The following is a 24,551-nucleotide window of genomic DNA, read 5'->3' as shown; positions in this document are numbered from 1 at the left end:
TTATGGCCCGTGGGGTTAACAAAGTCATATTGGTCGGTACATGCGGCCAGGATCCCGAAGTTCGCTACTTGCCTAACGGTAATGCCGTGACCAACCTGAGTCTGGCGACCAGCGAACAGTGGACCGACAAGCAGACCGGCCAGAAGGTCGAGAAAACCGAATGGCACCGTGTGTCGATGTTCGGCAAGGTGGCAGAGATCGCCGGTGAGTACCTGCGCAAAGGTTCGCAGGTTTACATCGAAGGCAAACTGCAAACCCGCGAGTGGGAAAAAGACGGCATCAAGCGTTACACCACCGAAATCGTGGTCGACATGCAAGGCACCATGCAACTGCTGGGCGGCCGTCCACAGGGCGACCAACAGGGCCAAGGCGGCATGTCCAACTCGGCGCCGCGCCCACAGCAGTCGCGTCCGCAGCCAAGCCAGCAGCCACAGCGTGAGTCGCGCCCGGCGCCACAACAGGCCGCACCGCAGCCGGCTCCGGATTTCGACAGCTTTGATGACGATATCCCGTTCTAAGGTCTGAAGACCCCAAGCACACAAAACCCCCGATGGCTAAACCCCCCGGGGGTTTTTTATTGCCGCTGATCACGCCTCCGTCGACGCCGCTGTCACCACCATCTCCTTGAACCGGCGCAAGACCGCCGAACCGTCACCGATCCGCGTTGCCAAGTGCAACGGCGCCACCAGGCTCTGGCACTCCGTCAACTCCCGATAGACGATGCCGTCGCCCCGCAGTCGCTGCATCGACGCCGGTACAATCGACACTCCGAGTCCCGCCGCCACCAGGCTCAAGGTCGCGGTCATGCGCGGTGCTTCCTGGACCACCTGCGGGCTGAACCCCGCTTCACGGCAGGCCACCAGGATCGCGTCATACAACCCCAACCCCACGCGACGGCGATACAGCACGAAGGACTCGGTCGCCAATGCCGCCAACGGCAGGGGCGAGGCTGGATCGATTGCCAAGGGGTGGTCCGTCGGCAGCGCCAGCAGCATAGGCTCTACCAGAATCGGCTCGTCCTGCAGCGACTGCGTCCCGCTGAGCGGCGAGCGGATAAACGCCGCGTCGAGTTTCTCGTGCACCAACGCATCCAGTAGTTCGCCGGTGCCCGCTTCCTCCAGCACCACCGAGACGCCGACAAAGGTTTCGCGAAACAGCCGCAATACACTGGGTACAAACGGGTGCAGGGCGGCCGAACTGGTAAATCCGATCGCCAGGCGGCCACGTTCACCTCGCGCGGCACGGCGCACGACGTCGGCCAGCCCCTCTGCCTGAGCCAGTATTTCCCGCGCCTCATCCAACAAGGCCAGGCCGGCAGTGGTGGGGCGCACGCCACGCGGCAAGCGCTCCATCAAGCTCACCCCCAGCTGGGCTTCAAGGCTTTGCAGCATCCGCGTCAAGGGTGGCTGTTGCATGCCCAGGCGTTCGGCGGCGCGGGTGATATAGCCTTCTTCAGCGATAGCGACGAAGGCTTTGAGCTGGCGCAGTTCCAACATTGGGATACTTTCCAGGTATGGGAGGGCTTCAATCCTGGCATTTGTTCTCATGGCTCACAAGATTTAGGCTGTGGCCAACCTCAAAAAGAAGGAAAGCCGCGATGACCTGGTCAGCCAAGCAATACACTATGTTCGAACAACAGCGCACACGTCCGGTGCGCGATCTCGTCGCGGCTATTCCCAATACCCAAGTGCGCAATGCCGTCGACCTGGGTTGTGGCCCTGGCAACTCCACTGAAGTATTGGCCGAGCGCTACCCGCAGGCTCGCATTACCGGTATGGACAACTCCGATGACATGCTGGCGGACGCCCGTCAACGGCTGCCCGCGCTGAACTTCGAACGGGCGGATATCGGTGATTGGAAACCTGCGCAAACCTTCGATGTGATTTTGGCTAACGCGTCCCTGCAATGGCTGCCCGACCACGCCACGCTTTACCCGCATCTGGTTCGGCAACTGACGCCCGGTGGCACGCTGGCGGTGCAGACACCGGACAACCTCGATGAACCCGCCCACCGGCTTGCCCGCGAAGTGGCGGCCGCTGGCCCGTGGTCCGCCAAGATCGGCGCGGTCAAACACAATGAACGCCACACCGCGAGCTACTACTACGAACTGCTGAGCAAACATTGCAGCACCGTGGATGTATGGCGCACCACCTACCAGCACCCATTGGCGGATCATGCCGCGGTGGTGGAGTGGTTCAAGGGCTCTGCCCTCAGGCCGTTCCTCGCGCCTTTGAGCGAGGATGAAAGGGCTGACTTCCTCCAGCAATACACGGCGCGGATTACCCAGGCTTACCCAGCCCTGGGCGATGGCACCGTGCTGCTGCCGTTTCCGCGCCTGTTCATTATCGCAACCCGCTGACGCAACCACGCCAAGTGGTGGTCACACCGCCGCCGCTTGCGCCTCCAGGTACTCATCCGCCGACATCACGGCGGCATAACCAAATGCCAGCGACGCCATGTAGGCCCCATGCACCTGCGCCGCTGGAATCAGCTGGCCGTTGAACTCCAGGTCCCGTGTCGCACAGGCATCATGAATCACCGTGACCTTGTACCCCAGGTCTGCGGCAGCCCGTGCCACGCCGTCGATGCACATATGGCTCATGCTGCCGACCACCACCAGTTCGGTGATGCTGCGCTGTTCCAGCAGGGTGCGCAGGTCAGTCTGGCGAAAGGCGTTCACAAAGTGTTTGAGTACCACCGGCTCGTTGCCCTCATTCAGCACTTTGCTGTGCAGGTGGGCACCCTCGGAGCCCGGCGTGAAGAACGGAGCGTCGTCGGAGGTGAACTCATGACGCACATGGATCACCGCATCGCCTTTCTGGCGAAACGCCTGCAGTACCTGTGCGGCCTTGTCCGCCGCAGTCTCCACGCCGTCAAGCGGCCACTTACCCTGGGGGAAATAGTCATTCTGGATATCGATCAGGATGAGTGCTTGCTTGACCATGTGTGTTGCCTCGCGATGGATGATGGGCTGCGCAGAATCGTGCAGAACGCCACCACCTTAAAGCGGCGTCGTGCAGAATAAAACAGGCTAACTGCCATCGCTTTCTTTGCAACTGCTTGATTTCACAAACGTCCTTTTTCAGCGCGCCTTGGCGTGATCCCTGCAACCTTATCCCCACATACATGGCGGGATGGCCAAGGGGGACGCATGACCCCGATTCAACGCAAGAGGCTGGTAGTCGCTCACTCCACACGCGAGGGCGCGCCGTTGCACGAGGTGGAAACCAACCGTGCCCTGGCACGCTGGCTGGCGCAGATTCTGGGGCTCAGATTCGGTGGCAGCTACGACCGCGAGTTGCATGCCGGACGAGCCTTGTACCTTTTACCCACACAAACCCTGGTGGGCCAGGCCCAGGCACGCGCACTCAATGCCCATGGCCCGGAAGACCTGTGGGGCGGCTACGTCGATCACGATTTCATCTGCACCAAAGCCATCAGTCATGGTGTGCTCAGCCCGCAAGCCAAGACCCCCGAAGGTTGGTCAACGCTGTTCTGCGAGCGTGTGCGAACCGTCGTATTGGACGGCTTGAGCGTTTTTGCCCAGGAAGACGCACGACCTGCGGCCACTCGTCTGCTCTACAGCGGGCCCATTCGCATGAAACCCGTGCATGCCTGCGCGGGGCGTGGCCAGGAAGTTATCCACAGCGTGGATGAACTTGACGCGGTGCTGGCACGGCCCGACGCCGCGCAACGTTTCAGTGAAGGCATGGTGCTGGAGCAGGACCTGCACGATGTGGTCACCCACAGCGTGGGGCAGAGTTTTATCGCCGGTCACGTGTTGAGCTACTGCGGCGAGCAATACCTGACCACAGACGGGCAGGGCGAAGACGTCTACGGCGGCTCCAACCTGCTGGTGGTACCGGGAGGCTACGACGACCTATTGCAGCTCGAACTGTCCGATGACGTGCGCGGAGCCATCATACAAGCCAGGGTTTTCGACACGGCGGCCGATGAAGCGTACCCCGGTTTTTATGCTTCACGGCGCAACTACGACATCGCCCAGGGCCTGGACAACGACGGCCAGCGTCGCAGTGGCGTGCTTGAACAATCCTGGCGCATGGGCGGGGCCAGCAGTGCGGAAGTCGCCGCCCTGCAAACGTTTATCAACGATCCCGGCCTGCGTGCGATCCGTGTGTCCTCAGTGGAAACCTACGAGGACCAACTGCTGCCCGCCGACGCCATCGAGGTGTATCGCGGCCCGGCGCAAAACAGCGAATTTCTTCTCAAGTACGTGACGGTTAAGACTTATGACGGCTAGAAGCGAAAGCATTGCGATCGATATTGACGACGAACAGATGAGCGCTACGTTCCTGAGCCCCAAGTCCAAAGTACCCGGGGTATTGTTTGTGCACGGCTGGGGCGGTAGCCAGGAGCGCGACCTTGAACGCGCCAAAGGCATTGCCGGCCTGGGATGTGTGTGCCTGACCTTCGACCTGCGCGGCCACGCCGGTAGTGGCATTCCATTGGCGCGAGTGACCCGTGAGGACAATCTGCGCGACCTGCTGGCGGCCTACGATCGGTTACTGGCGCACCCGGCAATCGACACCTCGGCCGTGGCCGTGGTGGGCACCAGCTACGGCGGCTACCTCGCGGCGATACTCACCTCGTTGCGCCCCGTGCGCTGGCTGGCGCTGCGCGTGCCTGCGCTGTACCGCGACCAGGAATGGCTCAAGCCCAAACGCGATCTGGATAAGGCCGACCTGATGGATTACCGCAGTACGCTGGTTCACGCCGAGACCAATCGCGCCTTGCACGCGTGTTCCGTGTTTACCGGGGATGTACTGATTGTCGAATCGGAAACCGATGACCATGTGCCCCACGCGACGATCATGAGCTACCGCGCGGCGTGCCGGCACACGCATTCCCTGACGCATCGCATCATCGATGGGGCCGACCATTCCCTCAGCGATCCGGTGTCCCAGCAGGCCTACACCTCAATCCTGGTGGATTGGGTCACCGAGATGGTGGTGGGCGAACGGTTGAGTATCATCCAGTCCCGGTAGAGCGTTCATGCAGGTGTCTTCTTGACCCTGAGCGCCTTGGCCTTGGCTTCCACGCCGAGGTACATCATCAGCGCGATCAACAGCGGCACAATAAAATAGATGGCCCGATAGGCGATCAACCCCGCCAGCAAGCTGCCCCGCGACGCTTCATGCTGCATCAGCGCAATGAACACCGCTTCCAGTACGCCAAGCCCGGCCGGTATATGGGTGAGCACCCCGGCAATTGCGCTGATCAGCAGCACGCCCAGCACCAGTGGGTAGTCCAGTTTGGCCGGTAGCAGGGTGAAGATCACCGCAGCCATCAGCGACCAGTTCAGCGCCCCCAACATCAACTGCAAGCACGCCATGCGCAGGGACGGCAGGTTGATTTCCATGCCGCGAATCGTCCAGGCGCGCTTTTTCGAATACTGGCAGGCCAGCAGATAACCGAGGCTGACCAGTACCAACACAGCGCCGATGCCCTGCAACGCGCTGCTGCTGACTTTCCAGCCGGGCGGCATGCTGACCAGCCCGCTGCTGAAAATCACCCCGGCTATCGCCATGTAGCCGAACCAGTTGGTCGCCAGACTGAGGCCGAGGATCTTGGCGATATTGGCGGTGCTGACCCCCAGCCGCGAATACAGCCGGTAACGCATGGCGATACCGCCAACCCAGGCACTCAGGTTGAGGTTGAACGCGTAGCTGATGATGCCCACCGGCAAAATCTGCTTCCACACCAGGGGCTGGCGAATATAGGTGCGGCCGATCAGGTCGAAGCTGGCGTACACCAAAAAACTGCAAAGCGTCAGCGCGCTGGCGATCACCAGTGTGCGCACCTTGAAGTCGCCCAGGGTCTGGATCACTTCGCTCCAATCGATACGCCGTGCGAGCAGGGTGAACAGCACGATCAGCAACAGGAAGAAGGCGATGGTCAGCGGTTTTTTCCAGCGCTTGAACCGCGAACCTTGGGCATCAGATGTCATGGTGCTGGACCTCAAAAGGTTCGAGTCGAGGCTTGTGTTTCGGCAACCGGCCTGCCAGCGCCGGGAAATGCCGCATCACATGAAAGACCAGGAACCCGACGGTCAAACGCCAGAGCCACAGGCGCTGCTTGCGGTTTTCCGGCAGGGTGCGGCAATGGTTGTTGGCCAGGTTTTCCAGGCGCTCATACAGATGCTGATTGAATGCACGATCGCGGATCAGCACATTGGCTTCCAGGTTCAACGCCAGGCTCAACGGGTCCAGATTGCTTGAACCCACGGTGCTCCAATCGTCATCCACCAGCGCCACCTTGCCGTGCAGCGGGCGCTCGCAGTACTCGTGAATCACCACGCCGTCCTTGAGCAGATAACCATAGAGCGTGCGCGCCGCCAGTTTGGCCAACAGCACGTCAGGCTGGCCCTGCATGATCAGTTGCACGTGCACGCCCCGGCGCGCGGCATTGCGGATTTCGCGCAACAGGCGATAGCCGGGGAAAAAGTAGGCGTTGGCGATCACCACGCGCTGTTGTGCCTGGCTCAAGGCGTGGATGTAGGCTTCTTCGATGTCATCGCGGTGCTGCACGTTATCGCGGTAAATCAGGCGCACCTGGCCATCGCCGTTTTCGGTGTGCCACAGCGACGGCCTCTGCTGGCGCCGCCGCCAGCCGCGGCGCGTGCGTACCTGGCGGCCACTTTGCGCAAGCGCGAAATGATGCAGGTCCGCCACCGCCGGCCCGATAATGCGCAGCGCATAATCCTGCTTGGCCTCGGGGCCATAATCACCCAAGTGATCGGCAGAGAAATTGATGCCGCCGATGAACCCGACTTCGGCATCCACCACCACAATCTTGCGGTGCAGGCGACGAAACCAATTGGTGCGAATGCCCAGCGTCTTGGCCGCCGGGTCGAACATCTGCACCACCACTCCGGCCTCGGCCAGTTCCCCCAGGAACGCCGGGCTCAGCTCGCCGCAACCAAATCCATCCAGGCTCGCCACTACCTTCACTCCACGGTTCGCGGCCTCGATCAGCACGGCCTTGAGCTCATGGCCGACCTTGTCTTCGAAGAGGATGAAGGTCTCCAGCAGGATCTCCCGTCGGGCGTTACGCAAGGCATCGAAGACCCGTGGAAAGTACGCCTCGCCGTTCTCCAGCAACTCGACCTGGTTACCGCTCTGCCAGCCGTAATCCAGGTCGCGGGCCTTGGCTTCGTCTGGCGGCTGGTCAGTGGAGATATGCTCAACGGCAACGTTCATAGTTCGATCTCCACCGACAGCGGCACATGGTCCGAGAGGTGAGACCACGGCCGTGTCGTCAGTACCCGGGGGTTATGCACCTTCAAATTGCGCACGTAAATTCGGTCCAATGGCAGCAAAGGCAGGCGTGCAGGAAATGTGCGCGCCGGCTTTCCTAGGGCTTGCACGAAGACTTCCTGAAGGCCGCTCTGGCTCAGGTCGGCCTTCTGGCGCCAGTCGTTGAAATCGCCGGCCACCACCAGCGGCGCCGTGGCGGGAATCTCGCTGATGCGCTGCTCCAGCAAGCGCAATTGCTGCTGGCGATGCACCTCACGCAAACCTAAATGAATGCAGATCGCGTGCACTTCCTGCCCGGTGCCCGGCAAGCGCAGTACGCAATGCAGCAGGCCGCGGTTTTCATGCCCGCTTTGCGAGATATCGAGGTTGTCGTAGCGCACGATCTGGAATTTCGACAACAGCGCGTTGCCGTGATCGCCATGGGGGTAGACCGCATTGCGCCCGTAAGCGAACTGCGGCCAGATGCTGTCGGCGAGGAACTCGTACTGCGGCATATTCGGCCAGTCGCTGTAGCGCTGGGGGTGGCGTTCGTGCGTGCCGTGGATTTCCTGCAGGAACACCATATCGGCGCCGACGCTGCGCACCGCTTCACGCAACTCGGGCAGGATGAAGCGTCGATTCAGCGCGGTGAAGCCCTTGTGGATATTCACCGTCAGCACCGTGAAATGCGTGATGGCCGTGGTGGGTGGGGTAGGGACCAGCTCCACTTGGGTCATGGCAACACCCCCGGCTCCGGCAATGTGCCGGGCGTTGTCACCAAGTGTTTGTCCAGCCCGAAACGCTGCAGCAATTGGCGTGCATCAAAGGGCGCGCGCACCTTGATGTCATTGTCGAAAAAGCAGAAGACCTCGCGCTGTTTGAGGGCGCGGGGCTTGCGTTGCGGGGCGACCAGATGCGCATCCGCCGGTTGCTTGCCCTGCGCCCAGCACTCGATGCGATCGCCCCAACGCTTGAGGGCTTCGTCGCTGTAGCCGCTGGCGTACAGCTTTTTGTCGCCGTGCAAGCGCAGGTAAAGGAAATTGGCGGTGACGTCTTCGAGATAGGGCCACTTGCCGGCGGTGTCTGCGACCACCAGCGCTACGCCGTGTGTTGCCAGCATCTGCACGAATTCCGGTACCGCAAAGCTTTTATGGCGAATCTCCACGGCGTGGCGCAACGCTCGCTTGCCATGGGGTTGCATGCTCGCCTTGCCATTCAGGCGCGGCTCATGCTGGCGGGCGAGGGCGGCGGCTTGTTGGGTATCGGTGGGTAATTCGGCCAGGAAGGCTTCGAACAGTGGCGGGTCGAACTGGAAGCTGGGCGGGAACTGCCAGAGGATCGGCCCAAGCTTTTCTTTCAGCTCCAGTACACCTGAGGCGAAGAAATTGGCCATCGCCTTGTGTACCTCGCGCAGGCGCAGGATATGCGTGATATAGCGCGGCGCCTTGACGCTGAACTGGAAGTCGTCAGGCGTCTGCGCATACCACTCGGCGTAGCGCTTGGGAGTTTGCAGCGCGTAGAACGAGCCGTTGATTTCGATGCTGTTGACGGCGCGTGATGCAAACTGCAACTCACGTTTCTGGGTCAGCCCCTCGGGGTAGAAATCCCCGCGCCAGGGCTTGTAGCGCCAGCCGGAAATGCCGATGTGTATCGCCGCCATGGTTGCTCCCGTGAATGATGGGTCGGTTGACCGCTGTTCAGGGATGACTGAGAGACTCGGCGGAAAGTTTCCCCGTTCCTACAGACGGCACATACCCAGGAGGGAGCGAGCAAGCCCGCTCCCCCCTGGCGTTTGCGCTGCGACGGCTTCAGTGCCCGGCGACGACAGGGTTCGACGACTCGGCATACACCGGCCCCAACCGGTCCAGCCGGCCACTCCATGCCGTCAGCGCCAATGCCACCAGCACCACCAGGCCACCGATCCAGGCCGTGTGGATCAGCCCCATATGCGCCACGATCAAACCGCCGCCCCAGGCGCCACCGGCGATACCCAGGTTAAACGCGGCGATATTCAGCCCCGATGCCACATCCACCGCTTGCGGGGTGTGATGCTCAGCCTGGCGCACCACATACACCTGCAGGCCCGGCACGTTACCGAAGGCGACCGCGCCCCACACCAGTACGGTGGCCAGGGCCAGCCACGGGCTCGCTGCGGTGAACGTCAGCATGAACAACACCGCCGCGAGCAGGGCGAAGATGATTTTCAATGCACTGATGGGGCCGCGTTTATCGGCAAGCTTGCCGCCCCAGATATTCCCGGCGGCCACCGAAACGCCGTACACCAGCAGCACCAGGCTCACCGTGCTGGCGCTGAAGCCCGAGATATCCTGAAGGATCGGCGCCAGGAAGGTGAACGCGATAAACGAGCCGCCGTAACCGATGGCGGTCATGGCATATACCAGCAGCAGGCGCGGTTGCTGGAGCACTTGCAGTTGTTGCAGCAGTGATGCGGGTTTGCTGTGGCTGATGTTTTTCGGCACATAGATCAGGCTGCCGATAAACGCGATGACGCCCAGGGCCGAGACGGCCAGGAAGGTTTCACGCCAGCCGAAATGCTGGCCGATGAAGGTGCCCAGCGGTACGCCGGTGACCAGGGCGACGGTCAAGCCGGTAAACATGATGGCGATTGCGCTGGCGGCTTTTTCCTTGGGCACAAGGCTGGTGGCGATGGTCGAGCCGATCGAGAAAAACACGCCATGGGCCAGGCCGGTGACGATCCGCGCCAGCACCAGGGACTCATAACTCGGTGCCTGCCAGGCCAGCAGGTTGCCGAGGGTGAACAGCACCATCAACGACAGCAGCAGCAATTTGCGCGGCACTTTGCCGGTGAGGGCGGTGAGCACCGGCGCGCCGATGGCGACGCCCAGGGCGTAGAGGCTGACCAGCAGGCCGGCGGACGGCAGGTCGACACCCAGGTCGGTGCCGATGGTGGGTAACAGGCCAACGATGACGAACTCGGTCGTCCCGATGGCGAAAGCGCTGAGGGTCAGCGCGAGCAAGGCAATGGGCATGGCTGCAACTCCGGTGGGTTTGATTCAGGAGCGCAGTGTCTGGGTTTGGCTTGTGCGGAAAAAGCCAAGGATTGGCATTTGATATTTGCCTCGTGCGCAAAAGTAAGGCGAGGGGAACGATCAGGGCGCAAACCCGTCAGTTCCTTACAGACCCTGCTGAAGGAGCCGCTGTTTTGCCCACTCTCAAGACCGCATTACTGCTCGGTGCGCTGCTGTTGTTTGGCAACGGCGTGCTGCAAGCTGCCACGACTGCGCCGGCTCCGGCGGCGCCTGCCGAACCGGCCAAGCCGGAACTGTTGGTGGAAGGTGGCTTGCTCGGCGCCATCAGCTCGAGCATCGACGACGTGCAAGACAAACTCGACCTCAATCAAAACCTCATCGACGCCTGGCGCCTTCGCGCCGACCGTGCGGCGGATGAGGTCGGGCGCCTGGTCGACCAGACCGCCCAGCGCTCGCCGTGGAGCGTGGCCGGGGATTTCCTGCTGCTGTCCGGGGTATGGGGCGGCGCCTTTGCGCTGTTGATGCTGCTGGGACGTTTGATCGTACGGCGCTTGAGTCGCCGGCGCTTCATTGAGCGGCGTGGGCGCCTGCAAGCGCTGCTGGGTTACGTGCTGCCCTACACCCTGCCGGCACTGGTGTGCCTGCCACTGACGCTTTACGTCAGCCACTTTCTACCCTCGTCCGTGGGGCGTGCGCTGGCGCTGTGTTTCGCCTATGCCACCAGCAGCGGCATTTTTTCCACCTCGATGTTGTTGTGCGTCATCGTCATGTTCAACGTCGGGCATAAGCGTGCGGCCGTGCGGATTATTCGCGGTTACTCGCCCAGGCCATTGTTCCTGATCGGCTTTCTGGCCGCGCTCAGCGATGCCTTGACCAGCCCGCAGATCGCCCGGCAACTGGGCGGCAATATCACCAGTAGCATTGCGGTGTTCACGGGGCTGTTTGCCACGGTGATCTTTGGCGTACTGGTGATACGCCTACGGCGACCCGTGGCCCATTTGATTCGCAATCGGCCATTGGCCCAACGCCTGAAACACCCGGCGCTGCAACAATCGCTGCGGGTGTTTTCCGGCTTGTGGTACTGGCCGATCCTGTTGATGGTGCTGGTCTCGGCGATCAACCTGATCGGCGCCGGCGACGATAGTCAGAAGGCCCTGCGTTGCGCCTTGTTCACCACGATCTTGCTGATTGGCACGGTGTTCCTCAGTACGGTGCTGCAACACCTGTTCAAGTCTCGCAGCCAAGTGGCGATCCAGCGCAGCAGCGCCTACAAGGAGCGCTTCCTCAGCCTGTTGCACGCGATCCTGCGCATTGTCATGGCCATCGCGTTTATCGAAATTCTCGGGCGTATCTGGGGCGTGTCGTTGTTTGAATTTGCCCAGCGCAACTCGGTCGGCCGGGCGATCAGTGACTCCTTGAGCAGTATCGGTCTGATCCTGCTGGTGACCTGGCTGTTCTGGGTGGTCCTCGACACGGCGATCCAGGAAGCGTTGAAGCCACCGGTGAACAAGCGCTCCGGTCGCCAGCCGAGCACGCGGGGCAAAACCATCCTGCCGCTGCTGCGCAATGCGGTGAAAATCATCCTGGTGGTGATCTGCGCAATCACCACCATGGCCAATCTGGGGATCAACGTCGCGCCGCTGTTGGCGGGTGCCGGTGTGGTCGGCCTGGCCATCGGTTTTGGCTCCCAACAATTGGTGCAGGACGTGATCACCGGCCTGTTCATCATCATCGAAGACACCCTGTCGATTGGCGATTGGGTGGTGCTGGACTCCGGCCACGCCGGTACGGTCGAGGGGCTGACCATTCGTACCCTGCGCCTGCGCGACGGCAAAGGCTTTGTGCACTCGGTGCCGTTCGGGCAGATCAAGGCGGTCACCAACCAGTCGCGGCAATTTGCCTATGCGTTCTTCTCGGTGCAGTTCACCTACGACACCGACGTGGATAAAGCCGTGGAGCTGATCCGCGAGGCCGGGCAGTCGATCCGTGATGACGTATTCCTCAAGTACAACCTGCAAGGGCCGCTGGAGGTCTTCGGCGTCGACAAGATGGACCTCAACGGCGTGGTGCTCACCGCGCAGTTCCGCACGGTGTCGGGTGGCCAATATGCCGTCAGCCGTGCGTTCAACCAGCGCCTGAAAAAGCTTGTGGATAACTGTGCGCAGGTGCACTTCGCGCAAACTTATCCACAGCAGGTTCTGTTGCCCAAGCGCAACGCCCAGGTGGATGAGCCGGATGAAGAGGTACCGGCGTCAGGGGGGCTGACCGAACAACCGCGCCCTCAATGACCGGGTCGTTTTTTACGGCATCCCCCTTGTGGGAGGGGGCTTGCTCCCGATGAGGCCCCCCATTTCAATGCCTGATCAACTTCTCCTGCACCGCCTGCTGATCCGTCTCCACCAGCAGTTGCTGCTTGCCGCTCACCAGCACCGCTGCGGGCAACCCGTCGCGGTACACAATCCGGTTCCCGCATAGTGCCGGCACCTTGCTCCCCGGCAACAGGGTACCGACCAGGTTCAACGGGTCCGCGCCACACACGGCAACCAGGCTGCCGTCGTGTGGCCTGCGGCGTACTTCGCGCAGTAACGGGATCGCCTCCGGCAACGCAAACTGTTCCCCCGCCAACCCACTGACAAAGCGTCCACCACGGATTTCCCCACGCGCCTCCAGCCGGTGAAAGGTGCGCAGCAACTCCCGCCAGCTCGGCAGCCACTCCGCCTCGCGCTCCAGCAAACGCCAGAACACCACGCCATAACGGCGCAGCAGCGTCATCGCCACATGCTCCAGCGTTTCGGCCGAATGCGCGCCGGCGGCGCTGGTTGAACGGCGCACCAAGGCCCAACGGCCGGCATCGTCCATCCCACCGACAAAGGCGCCACGCCCACGCCGGCTGCTGCGCGCCTGGCGTTTGCTGGCGGGTGTGGTCAGCGCACGCAGCCCGGCAAAGCTGTCGGCATTCACCAACCCGGCACCCACCAGTTCCTGCAATGCGGTTTCCAGTTCACTGCGCAGCAGGTGAGCTTCATGCACCAGTTCATCAAAAAACAGCGCGCCCTGTTCACGCAGGGCTTGGTGGACTTTCTGCGCCTTGGGCGACAACGTCGCGCTGTCGGTCAGTTCGGTCAGCCCACTCCACAATGGCGCCTGGCTGCGTGGCAACAGCACGACCGGGGTACTGCGCAATGCGCTGGCGCTGGCCTTGTTACTCAAACGCATCCACACCAGCTTGCCGCTGCGGCACAGCTCATCGAGCCAGGTGCAGGTGTAGTCCTTGAGTCGCGCACTGAGCAAGTCGGTGTCCCAGGCGGATGCGGCTGCGGCATAGCCTTCGAACTGGGCCATGACTTGCGCCAACATGGCGCTGCCCTGGCCGCGTGTAGCGGTGGACAGGTGCTGCCAATCAAACAGAAAACGCATGAAGTCCTGCAACGCCACCGGTTCGATTTCGCGGCGCAGGCGCTTGACCGTGTAGCGATGAATGCGCGCGAGCAAATGCCGTTCGCACCATTGTTCCGCGTTGGCGCCGGGGCTGAAGCGACCGCGCAGCACATAGCCTTCCTGCTCCAGACGCGCCAGTGCCTGGGTGACATCGCTCACCGGCAGTTCCAGGGGCGTGGCGATTTCGCTCAGGCTCAATGGGCCGAACCCGCCCAGGCGTGCGCGCAGCACTTCTACCACCGCTTCATCATAGCTCCAGGGTTCATCGAAGCCCGGCAGCAGCGGCCAGTTGCCGGGATAGATCGCCTGCAAGCAACTCAAGCGTTCCACGGCCACCCACAGGCCGTTGGGCAACGGATAGGCGCGCCCAGCCTGGGCCAAGGCCTGCAGCCACGCGGCCCATTGCGGCGTGACTTCACGGGCGGCGATACACGCCAGGCTCATCAACGCCTCATGCATTTCGTCCGGGCCGTTGGGCGCCGGCCAGGCTTCTTCACGCACGCCGGCGATAGCGTCGGCGTCCAGCGCACCGAGGTCGTCGGTGCTCTGCGGGTCGCTCCAGCGCCGGTTGAGCACGGCCTGGGTGCGGCGTTCTTCCAGCGGGGCGTCGTCGAGAAAGGTGTAGGGGCGGGCGCTGAGGATTTCGGCGGCCATAGGCGAGGGCGCCGGCAGGTCGCGGCTGATCAGGCGCACCTCGCCGCGCTCCATGCGTCGCAGCAGGGCCAGCCAGGCATCGCTGTCCATGGCTTCGTGCAGACAGTCGTCGAGGGTTTGCTCGACCAGCGGGTGGTCGGGGACTTCGCGCTCCCCGGCCAGGTTTTCCAGGCAGGCGATCTGGTCGGGGAACACGCTGGCGATCAGGTCTTCGCTTTTCATGCGCTGGATCTGCGGCGCCACCTTGCGCCCACCGGTAAACCTCGGCAACGCCAGGGCCACGCCGGCGTTCCAGCGCCAGCGCACGCCGAACAACGGCGCATCCAGCACGGCCTGGATCAGGATGTGCTCGGCGCTGTGGCTGTTGAGATACCGCCACACCTCATCCAGCGCAAAACTGTGGCTGGTGGACAGCGACAGCACGATGGCATTTTCACTGGCGGCGGCCTGCAACTCGAAATTGAACGTGCGACAAAACCGCTTGCGCAGGGCCAGGCCCCAGGCGCGGTTGAGGCGGCTGCCGAACGGTGTGTGGATGATCAGTTGAGTGCCGCCGGACTCGTCGAAAAAGCGCTCCATGATCAACGTGTCCTGGGACGGCAAGGCGCTCAGGGCCAGGCGCGCGCGGGCCAGGTAATCGAGAATCTGCTCGGCGCTGGCGCGGTTCAGGCCGAGGGTGTCGGTGAGCCAGCCCAGCGCGGGTTGCAAGTCGCCCGGGCTGGCGCCGAGCAGGGCGTCCAGTTGCCCCTGCAAGCGCGCCACCGCTGCCGACAGCTCGTTGCTGCGCCCAGGCGCTTCGCCGAGCCAGAAAGGAATGGTCGGTGGCTGGCCGTGGGCATCCTCGACGCGCACCTTGCCGGCGTCCACGCGCACAATTCGGTAGGACGTATTGCCGAGCTGAAAGATATCCCCGGCGATGCTTTCCACCGCGAAGTCCTCATTGACGCTGCCGATATTCAAGCCCTGGGGTTCGAGCAGCACGCTGTAGTCGGCGTTATCGGGGATGGTGCCGCCGCTGGTGACGGCCGTCAGCCGGGCGCCCCGGCGGCCGCGCAGGGTATGGGTAACCGCGTCGCGGTGCAGGTAGGCGCTGCGGATGCCTTGGCGCCCGTTATAGCCGTCGCTGAGCATATGCAGCAGCGCCTGATAATGGCGCTCATCCAGCGCGGCGTAGGGTGAGGCACGCCGAACCAGCTCGAGCAGCGCCTGTTCCGGCCATTCCTGGGCGCTGACTTCGGCGATGATCTGCTGGGCCAGTACGTCCAGCGGCGCCACGGGGATCTGCAGCGTATCCAGCTCGCCCCGCCTGACGCAGTCGAGCAGGGCGGCGCATTCGATCAAGTCATCGCGGGTAGTGGCAAACAGACGGCCCTTGGGCGTGCCGCCGACCTGATGCCCGGAACGGCCAACCCGTTGCAGAAAGCCGTTGATCGAACCGGGTGAGCCGATCTGGCACACCAGGTCCACGTCGCCGATATCAATGCCCAGTTCCAGCGACGCCGTGGCAATCAGTACTTGCAACTCGCCGGCCTTGAGCCGCTGCTCGGCGTCCAGGCGCAGCTCCTTGGCCAGGCTGCCATGGTGCGCGGCCACGGCAGCCTTGCCCAGGCGCTCGCTCAAATGCCGCGCCAGGCGTTCGGCCAGGCGCCGGGTATTGACGAATATCAGGGTGGTGCGGTGTTCGCGGGCCAGTGTGGCGAGGCGGTCGTAGACCAATTCCCACACATCGTTGGCCATCACCGCCGAAAGCGGCACTGGCGGCACTTCGATATCCAGGTCGCGAGCCCGTGCATGACCGATATCGACGATGGCGCACGCGCGGCCCGTGCCCACCAGAAAGCGCGAGACCGCCTCGATAGGTTTTTGCGTGGCCGACAGGCCGATCCGCGTCAGCGGTTCGGTGCACAGCCCTTGCAGGCGCTCCAGGCTTAACGCCAGGTGACTGCCGCGCTTGCTGGCGGCAATGGCGTGTATCTCATCGACGATCACCGTGCGGGTGCTGCCCAGCATCTGCCGGCCGGAGTCCGAGCCCAGCAGCACATACAGCGATTCTGGAGTGGTCACCAGGATATGCGGTGGGCGCTTGCGCATCAGGGCGCGGTCTTTCTGCGGGGTGTCGCCGGTGCGCACGGCGGTGCGGATCACCAATGGCGGCAGGCCCTGGCGCTGTAACTGTGCGGTGATGCCCGCCAAGGGGTTTTGCAGGTTGATCTGGATGTCGTTGGACAGCGCCTTGAGCGGCGACACATACACCACCAGCGTTTCATCCGGCAGTTGCCCGCCATGGGCCAGGCCCTGATGGACGAGGTCATCGAGTACCGCCAGGAAGGCGGTCAGCGTCTTGCCGGAGCCGGTGGGCGCGGCGATCAGGGTCGAGCGGCGCTGGCGGATCAGCGGCCAGGCCTGGGCCTGTGCACCGGTCACCGAGGGGAAGGTACTGCGGAACCAGGCGCTGACGGCGGGGTGGAAGCCGTCCAGGGCCGTGTCCGTGGATTCAGGAAGGTTCATGCGCTCAGTTATGGCGCCGGCCCCGACAAGTTGCAACCCCACACTTTTATCCGTGACGGTTGCGCGATAAACCCGCAAAATGCAACGATTCTTACAAATATCCAAAAACCTTCGTTCCACACAGACCGGGCCTGCTCAATCTATGCGAATGCGCCTTATGTTACTGGGCGGCGGGAATGCCCTCGGGCAGGCGCTGATTCGCCTCGGTGCAGAGGAAGACATCGGTTTCCTCGCACCCAAACCGCCCCAAGATGGCTGGGATGCCGCGAGCCTCACCCAACTGCTCGACGACACCCGTCCCGATGCGTTGATCAACCTCGCCTACTATTTCGACTGGTTCCAGGCCGAGGCCGTCAGCGAAAGCCGTCTGGCCGCCCAGGAGTTCGCCATCGAACGCCTGGCTGAACTGTGCCAGCACCACGGCATCACCTTGCTGCAACCGTCCAGCTACCGCGTGTTCGACGGTTCCCGCGCCACCGCCTACAGCGAAAAAGACGAGCCGGTGCCTTTGGGCCTTCGCGGCCAGGCGTTATGGCGTATTGAGCAGAGCGTGCGCGCGACCTGCCCGCAGCATGTGTTGCTGCGTTTTGGCTGGCTGCTGGATGACAGTGTGGAGGGCACCCTGGGGCGCTTCCTGGCCCGTGCCGAAAAAACCGATGAGTTGTTGATGGCGGACGACCGTCGCGGCAACCCGACGCCGGTGGATGACGCTGCGCGGGTGATCATTTCAGTGCTCAAGCAACTCGATTGCGCGGCACCGCTGTGGGGCACCTATCACTACGCCGGCCAAGAGGCGACCACGCCGTTGGCCCTGGGCCAGGCGATCCTCACCGAAGCGCGCAATTATCACGCGCTGGCCATCGAATCACCCACCGCCCAGGCCCACGCGGCACGGCCGGATGCGAGCGATGAACCGCAACATGCGGTGCTGGCCTGCAAGAAAATCCTGCACACCTTCGGCATCAAGCCACGGGCGTGGCGGGCGGGGCTGCCGGCATTGCTGGACCGCTATTACCGCCACACCTGACCCACCACAAAACCCCATGTGGGAAAGCTCCAAATGTGGGAGGGGGCTTGCCCCCGATTGCAGTGCGTCAGCCAATATACATTTGACTGATGCACCGCGATCGGGAGCAAGCCCCCTCCCACAATCCCCTCCCACAGGGTGATACGGTGTTGCTTAGAACTTGTAGCCGATACCCACCATGTAGACCATCGGGTCCACGTCGACATTTACCTTGGCGCGAGTGCCTTGGCCCAGCGCGTTGTTGTCCACGGTCGCCTTGGTGCTGATGTCGATGTAGCGCGCCTGGGCGTTGATCATCCACTTGTCGTTGATCATGTAGTCGGCGCCGATCTGCGCGGCCCAGCCCCAGGAATTCTCGGCCTTGAAGTTGCTGAAACCGGCTTGCTGTGCACGGCTGCCGACGTGTTCGTCGTAGATCCAGGTGTAGTTGATACCAGCGCCCACGTAGGGTTGAAACGCCGACTTGCTGTCCAGCGGGTAGTACACGACGCTGAGGGTCGGCGGCAGGTGTTTCAAGGTGCCGAGCTTGCCGTTGGCGGCGCCCAGGGCGGTGTTCTTGATCTTCACGTCATGCTCGAACGGAGTGGCGGCCAGCAGTTCGATACCGACGTGGTTGGTCAACATGTAGGCGAAGTTCAAGCCCAGCTGGGTGTCGCTGCTCATGGTCGCCTTGCCGCCCAGGTTGGTGCCCGCCAATGGGCCCTGGTCAACTTTCACGTGGCCGCTGTCAGCCTTCGGGTTCACGGTGATAGCACCGGCGCGAACCAGAATGTCGCCCGCTTCGTGAGCGTGGACGGCAGGGGCGGCGAGGGCGAGCGCGAAGAGGGACGCGCCGAGCAGGGACTTGTTCATGGGAGCTCCAAAAGGACGTTTAAAAGTTGTACGTCCAATGGTAAAGATCGTTCCGTTCGATCTTTTGACTCAGCTCAATGAATGGGCAATCAGCGCTAGTCCGGCAGTTCGTAGACGTAAATCTTCTCGGCATCCATTTGGTAACCGGCATCCGCCAACTCGCTGGTGGAGGGTTTGACCTGCATTGAACCCTCGATCCAATACGGTTGGTAGAGCTCATCGAGCTTCACGCCGACTTCGCTTTTCACATGCACGATCTGGTTCGACGGCGGCGGCGGTACGTGAATGCACGCGCCGAAATACGGCACCAGCAGAAACTCGGTGGTGCGGCCTTCTTCGCTGACTTCCAGCGGCACGATATAACCCGGCAAACGGATATGCTGGCCGTCCAGGCTTTGCACCACTGGCGCGTTGGGCAGTTCCTGCTTGGCCGCGGGCGCCGCCTCGACCGACAAGGCATCGGCCATGTTCGACAGGTCGTGCAACGGTTTCATGTTGGGGATTTCCGGTGGCGCATCCGGCGGGATCATCTCCTGCCAGGACAGGTCCTTGGGCTGGTCGGCGGACCAGGCGGGCACGCTCACCAGCAGCAACAGCGCAAACAGGGCACGACGCATCGAAGCCTTCCTCATAAACGGATCGACAGGCCATCGGCCAGGGATTGCCGATAGGCGCGCCACGCGGGCACGCTGCCCATCAACAACGCTGCGCACAGGATACCGGCGAGCAGTGTCCATTCATATTCGCTCGGCCACGACATCGGCAAGTCCAGCCCGTAGTTGGCCTGCAAGTACCCACGCGATGCGGCAATGCACAGGTACAACAAGCCCACGCCCGCCACCACGCCGGACAATGCCAGGGCGAAGGCTTCAAAGATCAGCAGCGTGGCGATATGCCAAGGCCGCGCGCCCACCGAACGCAATATCGCCATTTCGCGGCGACGTTCGTTGAGGCTGGTGAGGATCGCCGTGAGCATGCCGATCAAACCGGTCAGCACCACAAACAACGAGATCACGAACAGCGCCTTTTCGGCGGTGCCCATCATGCTCCACAGCTCTTGCAAGGCCACGCCCGGCAAGATCGCCAGCATGGGCTCGCCACGGAAATCGTTGATTTCCCGTTGCAGGGCGAAGGTGGAAATCTTGTTGTTCAGCCCGAGCATGAACGCCGTGATGGCTTGTGGGGTGAGGTCCATATTGCGCGCCTGATCGGCACTGATGCGGCCCTTGCCCTGGGCCGGTACGCCGTTGTGCCAGTCGATATGGATCGCTTCCATGCCGCCGAGGCTGATGTGCAGCGTGCGGTCTACCGGAGTGCCGGTGCGCTTGAGAATGCCGACCACGGTGAACGGCTTGTCATCGTGTTTCACCAGGCTGACGACCGCCACGCCGTGGGCCAGTACCAGCTTGTCACCGAGTTTGTAATGCAGCGCGTCGGCCACTTCGGCGCCCAGTACCACTTCGAACGGATCGGTGGCGAAAGCGCGGCCGCTGGCCAGTTCGAGGTTCTGTTTGCGGCCGTACTGGTAATGCTCGAAATAGGACTGGTTGGTGCCCATCACGCGGTAACCGCGATGGGAGTCACCGAGGGAAATCGGGATCGCCCACTTCACTTGCGGGCTGGCGGCGAAGTGCTCGTAGCTGTCCCAGCGGATGTTGTTGGTCGCGTTGCCGATGCGGAACACCGAATACAGCAACAAGTTGACCGAGCCTGAGCGGGCGCCGACGATCAAGTCGGTGCCGCTGATGGTGCTCGCGAAGCTGTTGCGCGCTTCGGTGCGTACCCGCTCCACGGCGAGCAACAAGCACACTGAAAGCGCGATGGCGAAGGCGGTGAGGATCGCGGTAAAGCGGCGGTTAGCCAGGCTGGCCATGGCTAGACGGAACAGATACATCTCAAACCTCTGCGGGCGTGGCGGCGCGATTGAGTTCGGCCAGCGACAGGTTGCGGTCGAACAGCGGTGCCAGGCTCTGGTCATGGCTGACAAACAACAGGCTGGCGCCCGCTTCGCGGCATTCGGCGAACAGCAACTGGATGAACGCTTCGCGGGCGTCATGGTCCAGGGCCGAGGTGGGCTCGTCGGCGATCACCAGTTCCGGCTGGCCGATCAGCGCACGGGCAGCGGCCACCCGTTGCTGCTGGCCGATGGACAGCGAGTCGGCGCGGCGCTCCAGCAGGTCTGGAGCGTTGAGCCCCAGATGCGCGAGCAAGGTGGCAGCCGCCTGATCGACACTGCCGTGACGCTGAACCGCCCGTTGCGCGCGCAGCCTGGAGAAGTGGCAGGGCAGCTCGACGTTCTCGCGTACCGACAGAAACGGCAGCAGGTTGAACTGCTGGAAGATATAGCCGGTGTGGTCGACGCGGAAACGGTCGCGGGCACCCGCCGACAGTTCGGTGAGTTCCTGGCCGAGCAGGCGGATGCTGCCGCGGCTGGGTTTCTGCACGCCGCCCAGCAACCCGAGCAGGGTGGTTTTGCCGCTGCCGCTCGGGCCTTTGAGAAACAGGGTTTCACCCGCTTCCAGGCGGAACGCGGGAATGTCCAGCAACTGGGGGTGACCCGGCCAATTGAAGCCCAGGTCAGACAGTTCGATCAATGCTTGGGTCATGTGTTCAGAACTTCAGGGTGGCTGCGGCGGCCGTCGCTTCAACACCTTGCTGGCCGCTCGGACCGATCAGTTGTACCTGGATTTTCTGGGTCGCGGGGAAGGTCTTGAACACTTGCGTCAGGTCAAGGTTGCTCAATGCCGTCGGCGTGGCGCAGGTGAATTGATAGTGGGCGTGGATCTCGCTGTGATCGTGATGATGCTCGTGGGCGGCGGCGCCTTTGCCGTCGGTGGCATGGTCGTCATCGTCGTCGTCATGCTCGGCTTCCGGCTTGTCGCCGAACAGCGGGCTGTTGAGTTCCTGGGTGCTGATCACGCAGCCGGCGGCCTTGGGCAGGTTGAACAGCGCCAACGGGTTTTCCAGCTGTTTGCGTGCGGCGGCGACCTTGGCCTTGTCGGCGGCGGTGCTGGCCTGGTGTTCGAAACCCACGAGGTTCATGGCCGGGCTGTCGAACTCCACCTCCAGCGCCTGGCCGTCGAGCACGGCGTTAAGGCGGCCGACCCCGTGCTCATGGGCGCCGAGGCTGCCATGTTCGTGTTCGTGTTCATCATGAGCGTGGGCGACAGCCAATGGCAGCAGGGCAAACGGCAAAGCGAGCAGCAGACGGCGCATGAGAAGGCTCCAGAACATGAAAGTTTTGTTATGTGATCTTATAACAATGTGTGCAGAGTTTGACCGCCCGCTTGGCGTTGCGCAAGCCGCGTGGGAGCATGCCTGTCAGAAAAATGCAGGAGGAAGGACGATGTTGCGAATTCGTGGAACCGTTGGCGATCTGCCGGTAGATTTGACCCTGGAGCTGGACGACGGCGACTGGGCCCGGCTGGGCGCGCAGTTGCAGGCCGCCCCGGCGCCCCTCGCGCCGACTGCTGCGCCAGTCAAGCAGACCGATGATTTATGGCAGAAGGCCCAGGACCTGTTGCGCCAGGCCGGGCAACTCAGCGGGTTGGAATTGCTCGATCAACTGGAAGGGCTGGCCGGCGATGCCGCGTCCGGCAAGCGCCTGTTGGTGCGCTTGCGACACAGTGCCAATGTCAAAGTCGCTAGCGGCGGGGACACGCCGCTGTACCGTTGGGTCGACGCTTAATACAGCGCGGCGAACAACTTGCGGCGGTATGCCGTGACCAATGGGTGGTCGTTGCCGAGCAATTCGAACACCTGTAGCAGGGTTTTGTGCGGCAAGCCTTCGCTGTAGCTGCGATTACGGATAAACAGTTTCAGCAAGCCTTCCAGCGCCGCGTCGTACTGCTGGCGTGCCAGTTGTTGAATCGCCAACTGATAGGCGGCTTCATCGTCCTGCGGGTTTTGCGCCAGGCGGCTTTTCAGGTCGGCGGCGTCCGGCAGGTCGGCCGCCTGGCGCAGGAAGGTGATCTGTGCCTTCGCCCCGGCGAGTGCGGCTTTGTGATCGTCGCTTTTCACGGCATCCAGCACCGCCTGGGCTTCGCCCAATTCACCGCGTTCGGCCAGGCAGCGTGCGTACAGGATCAGCGCGGCGGCGTGGGTGTTGTCCTCGCCCAGCAGTGCGACCAGCACCGCTTCGGCCTCGCTGATACGCCCTTCGGCAAACAGCGCCTGAGCCTGTTCCAGCGGATCGGCCGCAGCCGGTGGCGGCATCTGCACATGTGGCTCCAGCATCGCCCGCACCGCCGACTCCGGCTGCGCTCCGGCAAACCCGTCCACCGGCTGGCCATCCTTGAACAACACCACCGTCGGCAGGCTGCGAATGCCAAAACGCGCAACGATATCCTGCTCTGCCTCGCAGTCGACCTTGGCCAACAGCAACTCGCCCTGATAACTCTCGGCAATCTGCGCCAACAGCGGCATCAACGCCTTGCACGGGGCACACCACTCGGCCCAGAAATCCACCAACACAGGCTTGTGGAACGAGTTTTCGATGACTGCCTGATCAAAGGTGGCAGTGGTGGCATCGAAGATGTACGGCGTGGGCTCACTCATGGGGCGTCTCGAATAAAGCGGGAATGGCGCAACTATAAGGGCTGGCGCCGCGAATGGTACAGGCTCACCTTGCGAAACTCCCAAGGCTCGGCCAGGTCGGGCAGTGTCAGTGCCTCAAGGATCTGCAACCGCCGGTAATCCGGGTGCTGGAAGTCCCTGACCCGCGAGTCGGCCACCAGCGCTTCGCGGCCACGGGTGAGGAATTGATCCAGCAGCGGCAGGTTGGCCCGGTCGTAGAGCACGTCGGCCACCAGGATCAGGTCGAAGCGGTCGGCTTCGGCGAAGAAGTCTGCCGAATAACCCAGCTTCACACCGTTGAGTTCGGCATTGGCCCGGCAGGCGGCCAGCGCCAGTGGGTCAAGGTCACAGGCCACCACTTCGCGTGCGCCCGCCTTGACGGCGGCAATCCCGGCCACGCCGGAGCCGGCGCCGAAGTCCAGTACGCGTTTGTCGGCAACCCACTCGGGGTTGGCCGCCAGGTATCGCGCCAGCGCCAGGCCGCTGGCCCAGCAGAAACTCCAGTAGGGCGGCTCATGCAGGATACGCCGGGTTTCTTCCTGGCTGAATTCGCGGTCCATGTTGTCCGCATCCAGCAGCCACAATGACAACTCGGTGCCCGGCAGCGGGCAGGGCACCAGTTGGGCGTCGCCGATCAGCTCGCTGAGGGCGCGCTGCAGAGGCAGCGGTGGCGTCATGGTGCCTTGACGAGTTGCAAGGGACCGGTGGTCTGGGTGATCGCCTGGGTGATACGCACGGCGGGCAGGTGCAGGATCAACTGGCCGGACTGGCTGGCGCGGCCGCGTAATTCAACCCGCGCACCGGCCGGGAACGCCTCGGGGTTGAAGCGCAGGCGGAAGGCCAGGGGCTTGCCGTTGGCGGACAACACGCTGCTGGCGAGCAATTGTTGCGGGCGGTTACGCTCATCGATCACCAGCAGCGCCAGTTCGACTTCGGCATTGGCCGGCACGCCGTTGAGGATGCCGCTGATTTCCCGCTGATACGCCGGCAAGGGGCCAAGGTCTTCAATACCCGGGACTTTTTTCTCTTGGGCTGGTGTCGGTTGAGGCGCGGTCGGCTTGGGGGCTTCGCTGCTGCAGGCGACCAGAAAACTGAACAGGCCGAGTAAAACCAGTGGTCGTAACTGCATGTACGGCTCCAGAAGTGACAAAATCCGTGGTTTGAAAATCAAGAAACATAATAGCCCGCCTATATACCGTAAAGGCTATGGCTTGTCTTGCCACGGGGATG

General features: G+C 62.7%; 23 protein-coding genes. 7 read left to right on the top strand and 16 right to left on the bottom strand.

The features are described 5' to 3' along the window. The first annotated feature begins 2 nt into the window (after positions 1–2). On the top strand, positions 3–518 hold the full coding sequence (locus DK870_RS08855; RefSeq protein WP_003232445.1) for a single-stranded DNA-binding protein: 516 nt from the start codon (positions 3–5) through the stop codon (positions 516–518). Between the two features lie 69 nt (positions 519–587). Here DK870_RS08855 and DK870_RS08850 read toward each other — a convergent pair whose 3' ends face one another. Beyond that, the gene (locus tag DK870_RS08850; protein ID WP_174554018.1) at positions 588–1,496 is read right to left on the bottom strand and encodes a LysR family transcriptional regulator; all 909 of its coding nucleotides are present in this window, start codon (positions 1,494–1,496) and stop codon (positions 588–590) included. Between the two features lie 101 nt (positions 1,497–1,597). Between DK870_RS08850 and tam the strand changes: the two genes are divergently transcribed. Beyond that, positions 1,598–2,359, top strand: coding sequence for a trans-aconitate 2-methyltransferase (tam, locus tag DK870_RS08845; RefSeq protein WP_161548479.1), 762 nt, complete (start codon positions 1,598–1,600; stop codon positions 2,357–2,359). A gap of 21 nt (positions 2,360–2,380) precedes the next feature. Here tam and DK870_RS08840 read toward each other — a convergent pair whose 3' ends face one another. Further along, positions 2,381–2,944 carry a cysteine hydrolase family protein gene (locus tag DK870_RS08840; RefSeq protein WP_161548478.1) on the bottom strand — a complete coding sequence of 188 codons (564 nt, stop codon included), beginning with the start codon at positions 2,942–2,944 and terminating at the stop codon, positions 2,381–2,383. Positions 2,945–3,151: 207 nt separating this feature from the next. Between DK870_RS08840 and DK870_RS08835 the strand changes: the two genes are divergently transcribed. Then, positions 3,152–4,261, top strand: coding sequence for a DUF3182 family protein (locus DK870_RS08835; protein ID WP_161548477.1), 1,110 nt, complete (start codon positions 3,152–3,154; stop codon positions 4,259–4,261). Then, positions 4,251–5,006 carry a S9 family peptidase gene (locus DK870_RS08830; RefSeq protein WP_161548476.1) on the top strand — a complete coding sequence of 252 codons (756 nt, stop codon included), beginning with the start codon at positions 4,251–4,253 and terminating at the stop codon, positions 5,004–5,006. Before DK870_RS08835 ends, DK870_RS08830 begins: the two co-directional genes overlap by 11 nt. 5 nt (positions 5,007–5,011) lie before the next feature. On the opposite strand, the gene DK870_RS08825 is transcribed toward DK870_RS08830, so the two are convergent. From DK870_RS08825 to DK870_RS08805, 5 genes are all read right to left on the bottom strand, one after another. After that, positions 5,012–5,968, bottom strand: a complete 957-nt coding sequence (locus DK870_RS08825) for a lysylphosphatidylglycerol synthase domain-containing protein (RefSeq protein WP_161548475.1) — start codon at positions 5,966–5,968, stop codon at positions 5,012–5,014. Beyond that, positions 5,958–7,220, bottom strand: a complete 1,263-nt coding sequence (clsB, locus tag DK870_RS08820) for a cardiolipin synthase ClsB (RefSeq protein WP_161548474.1) — start codon at positions 7,218–7,220, stop codon at positions 5,958–5,960. Before clsB ends, DK870_RS08825 begins: the two co-directional genes overlap by 11 nt. Further along, the gene (locus tag DK870_RS08815) at positions 7,217–7,993 is read right to left on the bottom strand and encodes an endonuclease/exonuclease/phosphatase family protein (RefSeq protein WP_060755274.1); all 777 of its coding nucleotides are present in this window, start codon (positions 7,991–7,993) and stop codon (positions 7,217–7,219) included. Before DK870_RS08815 ends, clsB begins: the two co-directional genes overlap by 4 nt. Next, positions 7,990–8,916 carry a DUF72 domain-containing protein gene (locus tag DK870_RS08810; protein WP_161548473.1) on the bottom strand — a complete coding sequence of 309 codons (927 nt, stop codon included), beginning with the start codon at positions 8,914–8,916 and terminating at the stop codon, positions 7,990–7,992. Before DK870_RS08810 ends, DK870_RS08815 begins: the two co-directional genes overlap by 4 nt. 148 nt (positions 8,917–9,064) lie before the next feature. Continuing rightward, positions 9,065–10,267: an MFS transporter gene (locus DK870_RS08805; protein WP_090365582.1), complete on the bottom strand. Its 1,203-nt coding sequence runs from the start codon at positions 10,265–10,267 to the stop codon at positions 9,065–9,067. Between the two features lie 173 nt (positions 10,268–10,440). Here DK870_RS08805 and DK870_RS08800 point away from each other — a divergent pair, with 173 nt between their 5' ends. Further along, positions 10,441–12,555 carry a mechanosensitive ion channel family protein gene (locus DK870_RS08800; protein WP_161548472.1) on the top strand — a complete coding sequence of 705 codons (2,115 nt, stop codon included), beginning with the start codon at positions 10,441–10,443 and terminating at the stop codon, positions 12,553–12,555. 64 nt (positions 12,556–12,619) lie between these two features. On the opposite strand, the gene DK870_RS08795 is transcribed toward DK870_RS08800, so the two are convergent. After that, positions 12,620–16,867, bottom strand: coding sequence for a DEAD/DEAH box helicase (locus tag DK870_RS08795; RefSeq protein ID WP_161548471.1), 4,248 nt, complete (start codon positions 16,865–16,867; stop codon positions 12,620–12,622). A gap of 142 nt (positions 16,868–17,009) precedes the next feature. Between DK870_RS08795 and DK870_RS08790 the strand changes: the two genes are divergently transcribed. Beyond that, positions 17,010–17,894: a sugar nucleotide-binding protein gene (locus tag DK870_RS08790; RefSeq protein ID WP_090365586.1), complete on the top strand. Its 885-nt coding sequence runs from the start codon at positions 17,010–17,012 to the stop codon at positions 17,892–17,894. 153 nt (positions 17,895–18,047) lie between these two features. Here DK870_RS08790 and DK870_RS08785 read toward each other — a convergent pair whose 3' ends face one another. From DK870_RS08785 to DK870_RS08765, 5 genes are all read right to left on the bottom strand, one after another. Further along, entirely contained in the window at positions 18,048–18,746 is a 699-nt protein-coding gene (locus tag DK870_RS08785) for an OmpW family protein (protein ID WP_060755268.1), read from the bottom strand. A 95-nt stretch (positions 18,747–18,841) separates the two neighbouring features. Next, the gene (locus tag DK870_RS08780; RefSeq protein ID WP_161548470.1) at positions 18,842–19,363 is read right to left on the bottom strand and encodes a DUF3299 domain-containing protein; all 522 of its coding nucleotides are present in this window, start codon (positions 19,361–19,363) and stop codon (positions 18,842–18,844) included. Between the two features lie 11 nt (positions 19,364–19,374). Next, a complete protein-coding gene (locus tag DK870_RS08775; protein WP_060755266.1) occupies positions 19,375–20,640 on the bottom strand; it encodes an ABC transporter permease in 1,266 nt (421 codons plus the stop codon). Position 20,641: 1 nt separating this feature from the next. Further along, entirely contained in the window at positions 20,642–21,352 is a 711-nt protein-coding gene (locus DK870_RS08770) for an ABC transporter ATP-binding protein (RefSeq protein WP_060755265.1), read from the bottom strand. A 4-nt stretch (positions 21,353–21,356) separates the two neighbouring features. Further along, positions 21,357–21,962 (bottom strand): DUF2796 domain-containing protein, encoded by a 606-nt coding sequence (locus DK870_RS08765; protein WP_161548469.1) that lies wholly within the window; start codon positions 21,960–21,962, stop codon positions 21,357–21,359. Between the two features lie 130 nt (positions 21,963–22,092). Here DK870_RS08765 and DK870_RS08760 point away from each other — a divergent pair, with 130 nt between their 5' ends. Continuing rightward, positions 22,093–22,434 (top strand): hypothetical protein, encoded by a 342-nt coding sequence (locus DK870_RS08760; RefSeq protein WP_161548468.1) that lies wholly within the window; start codon positions 22,093–22,095, stop codon positions 22,432–22,434. Here DK870_RS08760 and trxA read toward each other — a convergent pair. Genes trxA through DK870_RS08745 form a run of 3 tightly spaced genes read right to left on the bottom strand, consistent with a single transcriptional unit; the run spans position 22,431 to position 24,450 of the window. Further along, entirely contained in the window at positions 22,431–23,303 is an 873-nt protein-coding gene (trxA, locus tag DK870_RS08755) for a thioredoxin (RefSeq protein WP_060755262.1), read from the bottom strand. The two genes, DK870_RS08760 and trxA, sit on opposite strands and share 4 nt — an antisense overlap. A 32-nt stretch (positions 23,304–23,335) precedes the next feature. Further along, positions 23,336–23,998, bottom strand: a complete 663-nt coding sequence (locus DK870_RS08750; protein WP_161548467.1) for a methyltransferase — start codon at positions 23,996–23,998, stop codon at positions 23,336–23,338. Next, a complete protein-coding gene (locus DK870_RS08745; protein ID WP_060755258.1) occupies positions 23,995–24,450 on the bottom strand; it encodes a YbaY family lipoprotein in 456 nt (151 codons plus the stop codon). Before DK870_RS08745 ends, DK870_RS08750 begins: the two co-directional genes overlap by 4 nt. Positions 24,451–24,551: the final 101 nt, after the last annotated feature.

Origin of the sequence: Pseudomonas sp. Q1 (genome assembly GCF_009935975.1) — a bacterium.
In the GTDB taxonomy this organism is placed as follows: Bacteria; Pseudomonadota; Gammaproteobacteria; order Pseudomonadales; family Pseudomonadaceae; genus Aquipseudomonas; species Aquipseudomonas palleroniana.
Note: the sequence above shows the minus strand (reverse complement) of the source record. Positions and strands in the feature narration are given on the sequence as shown.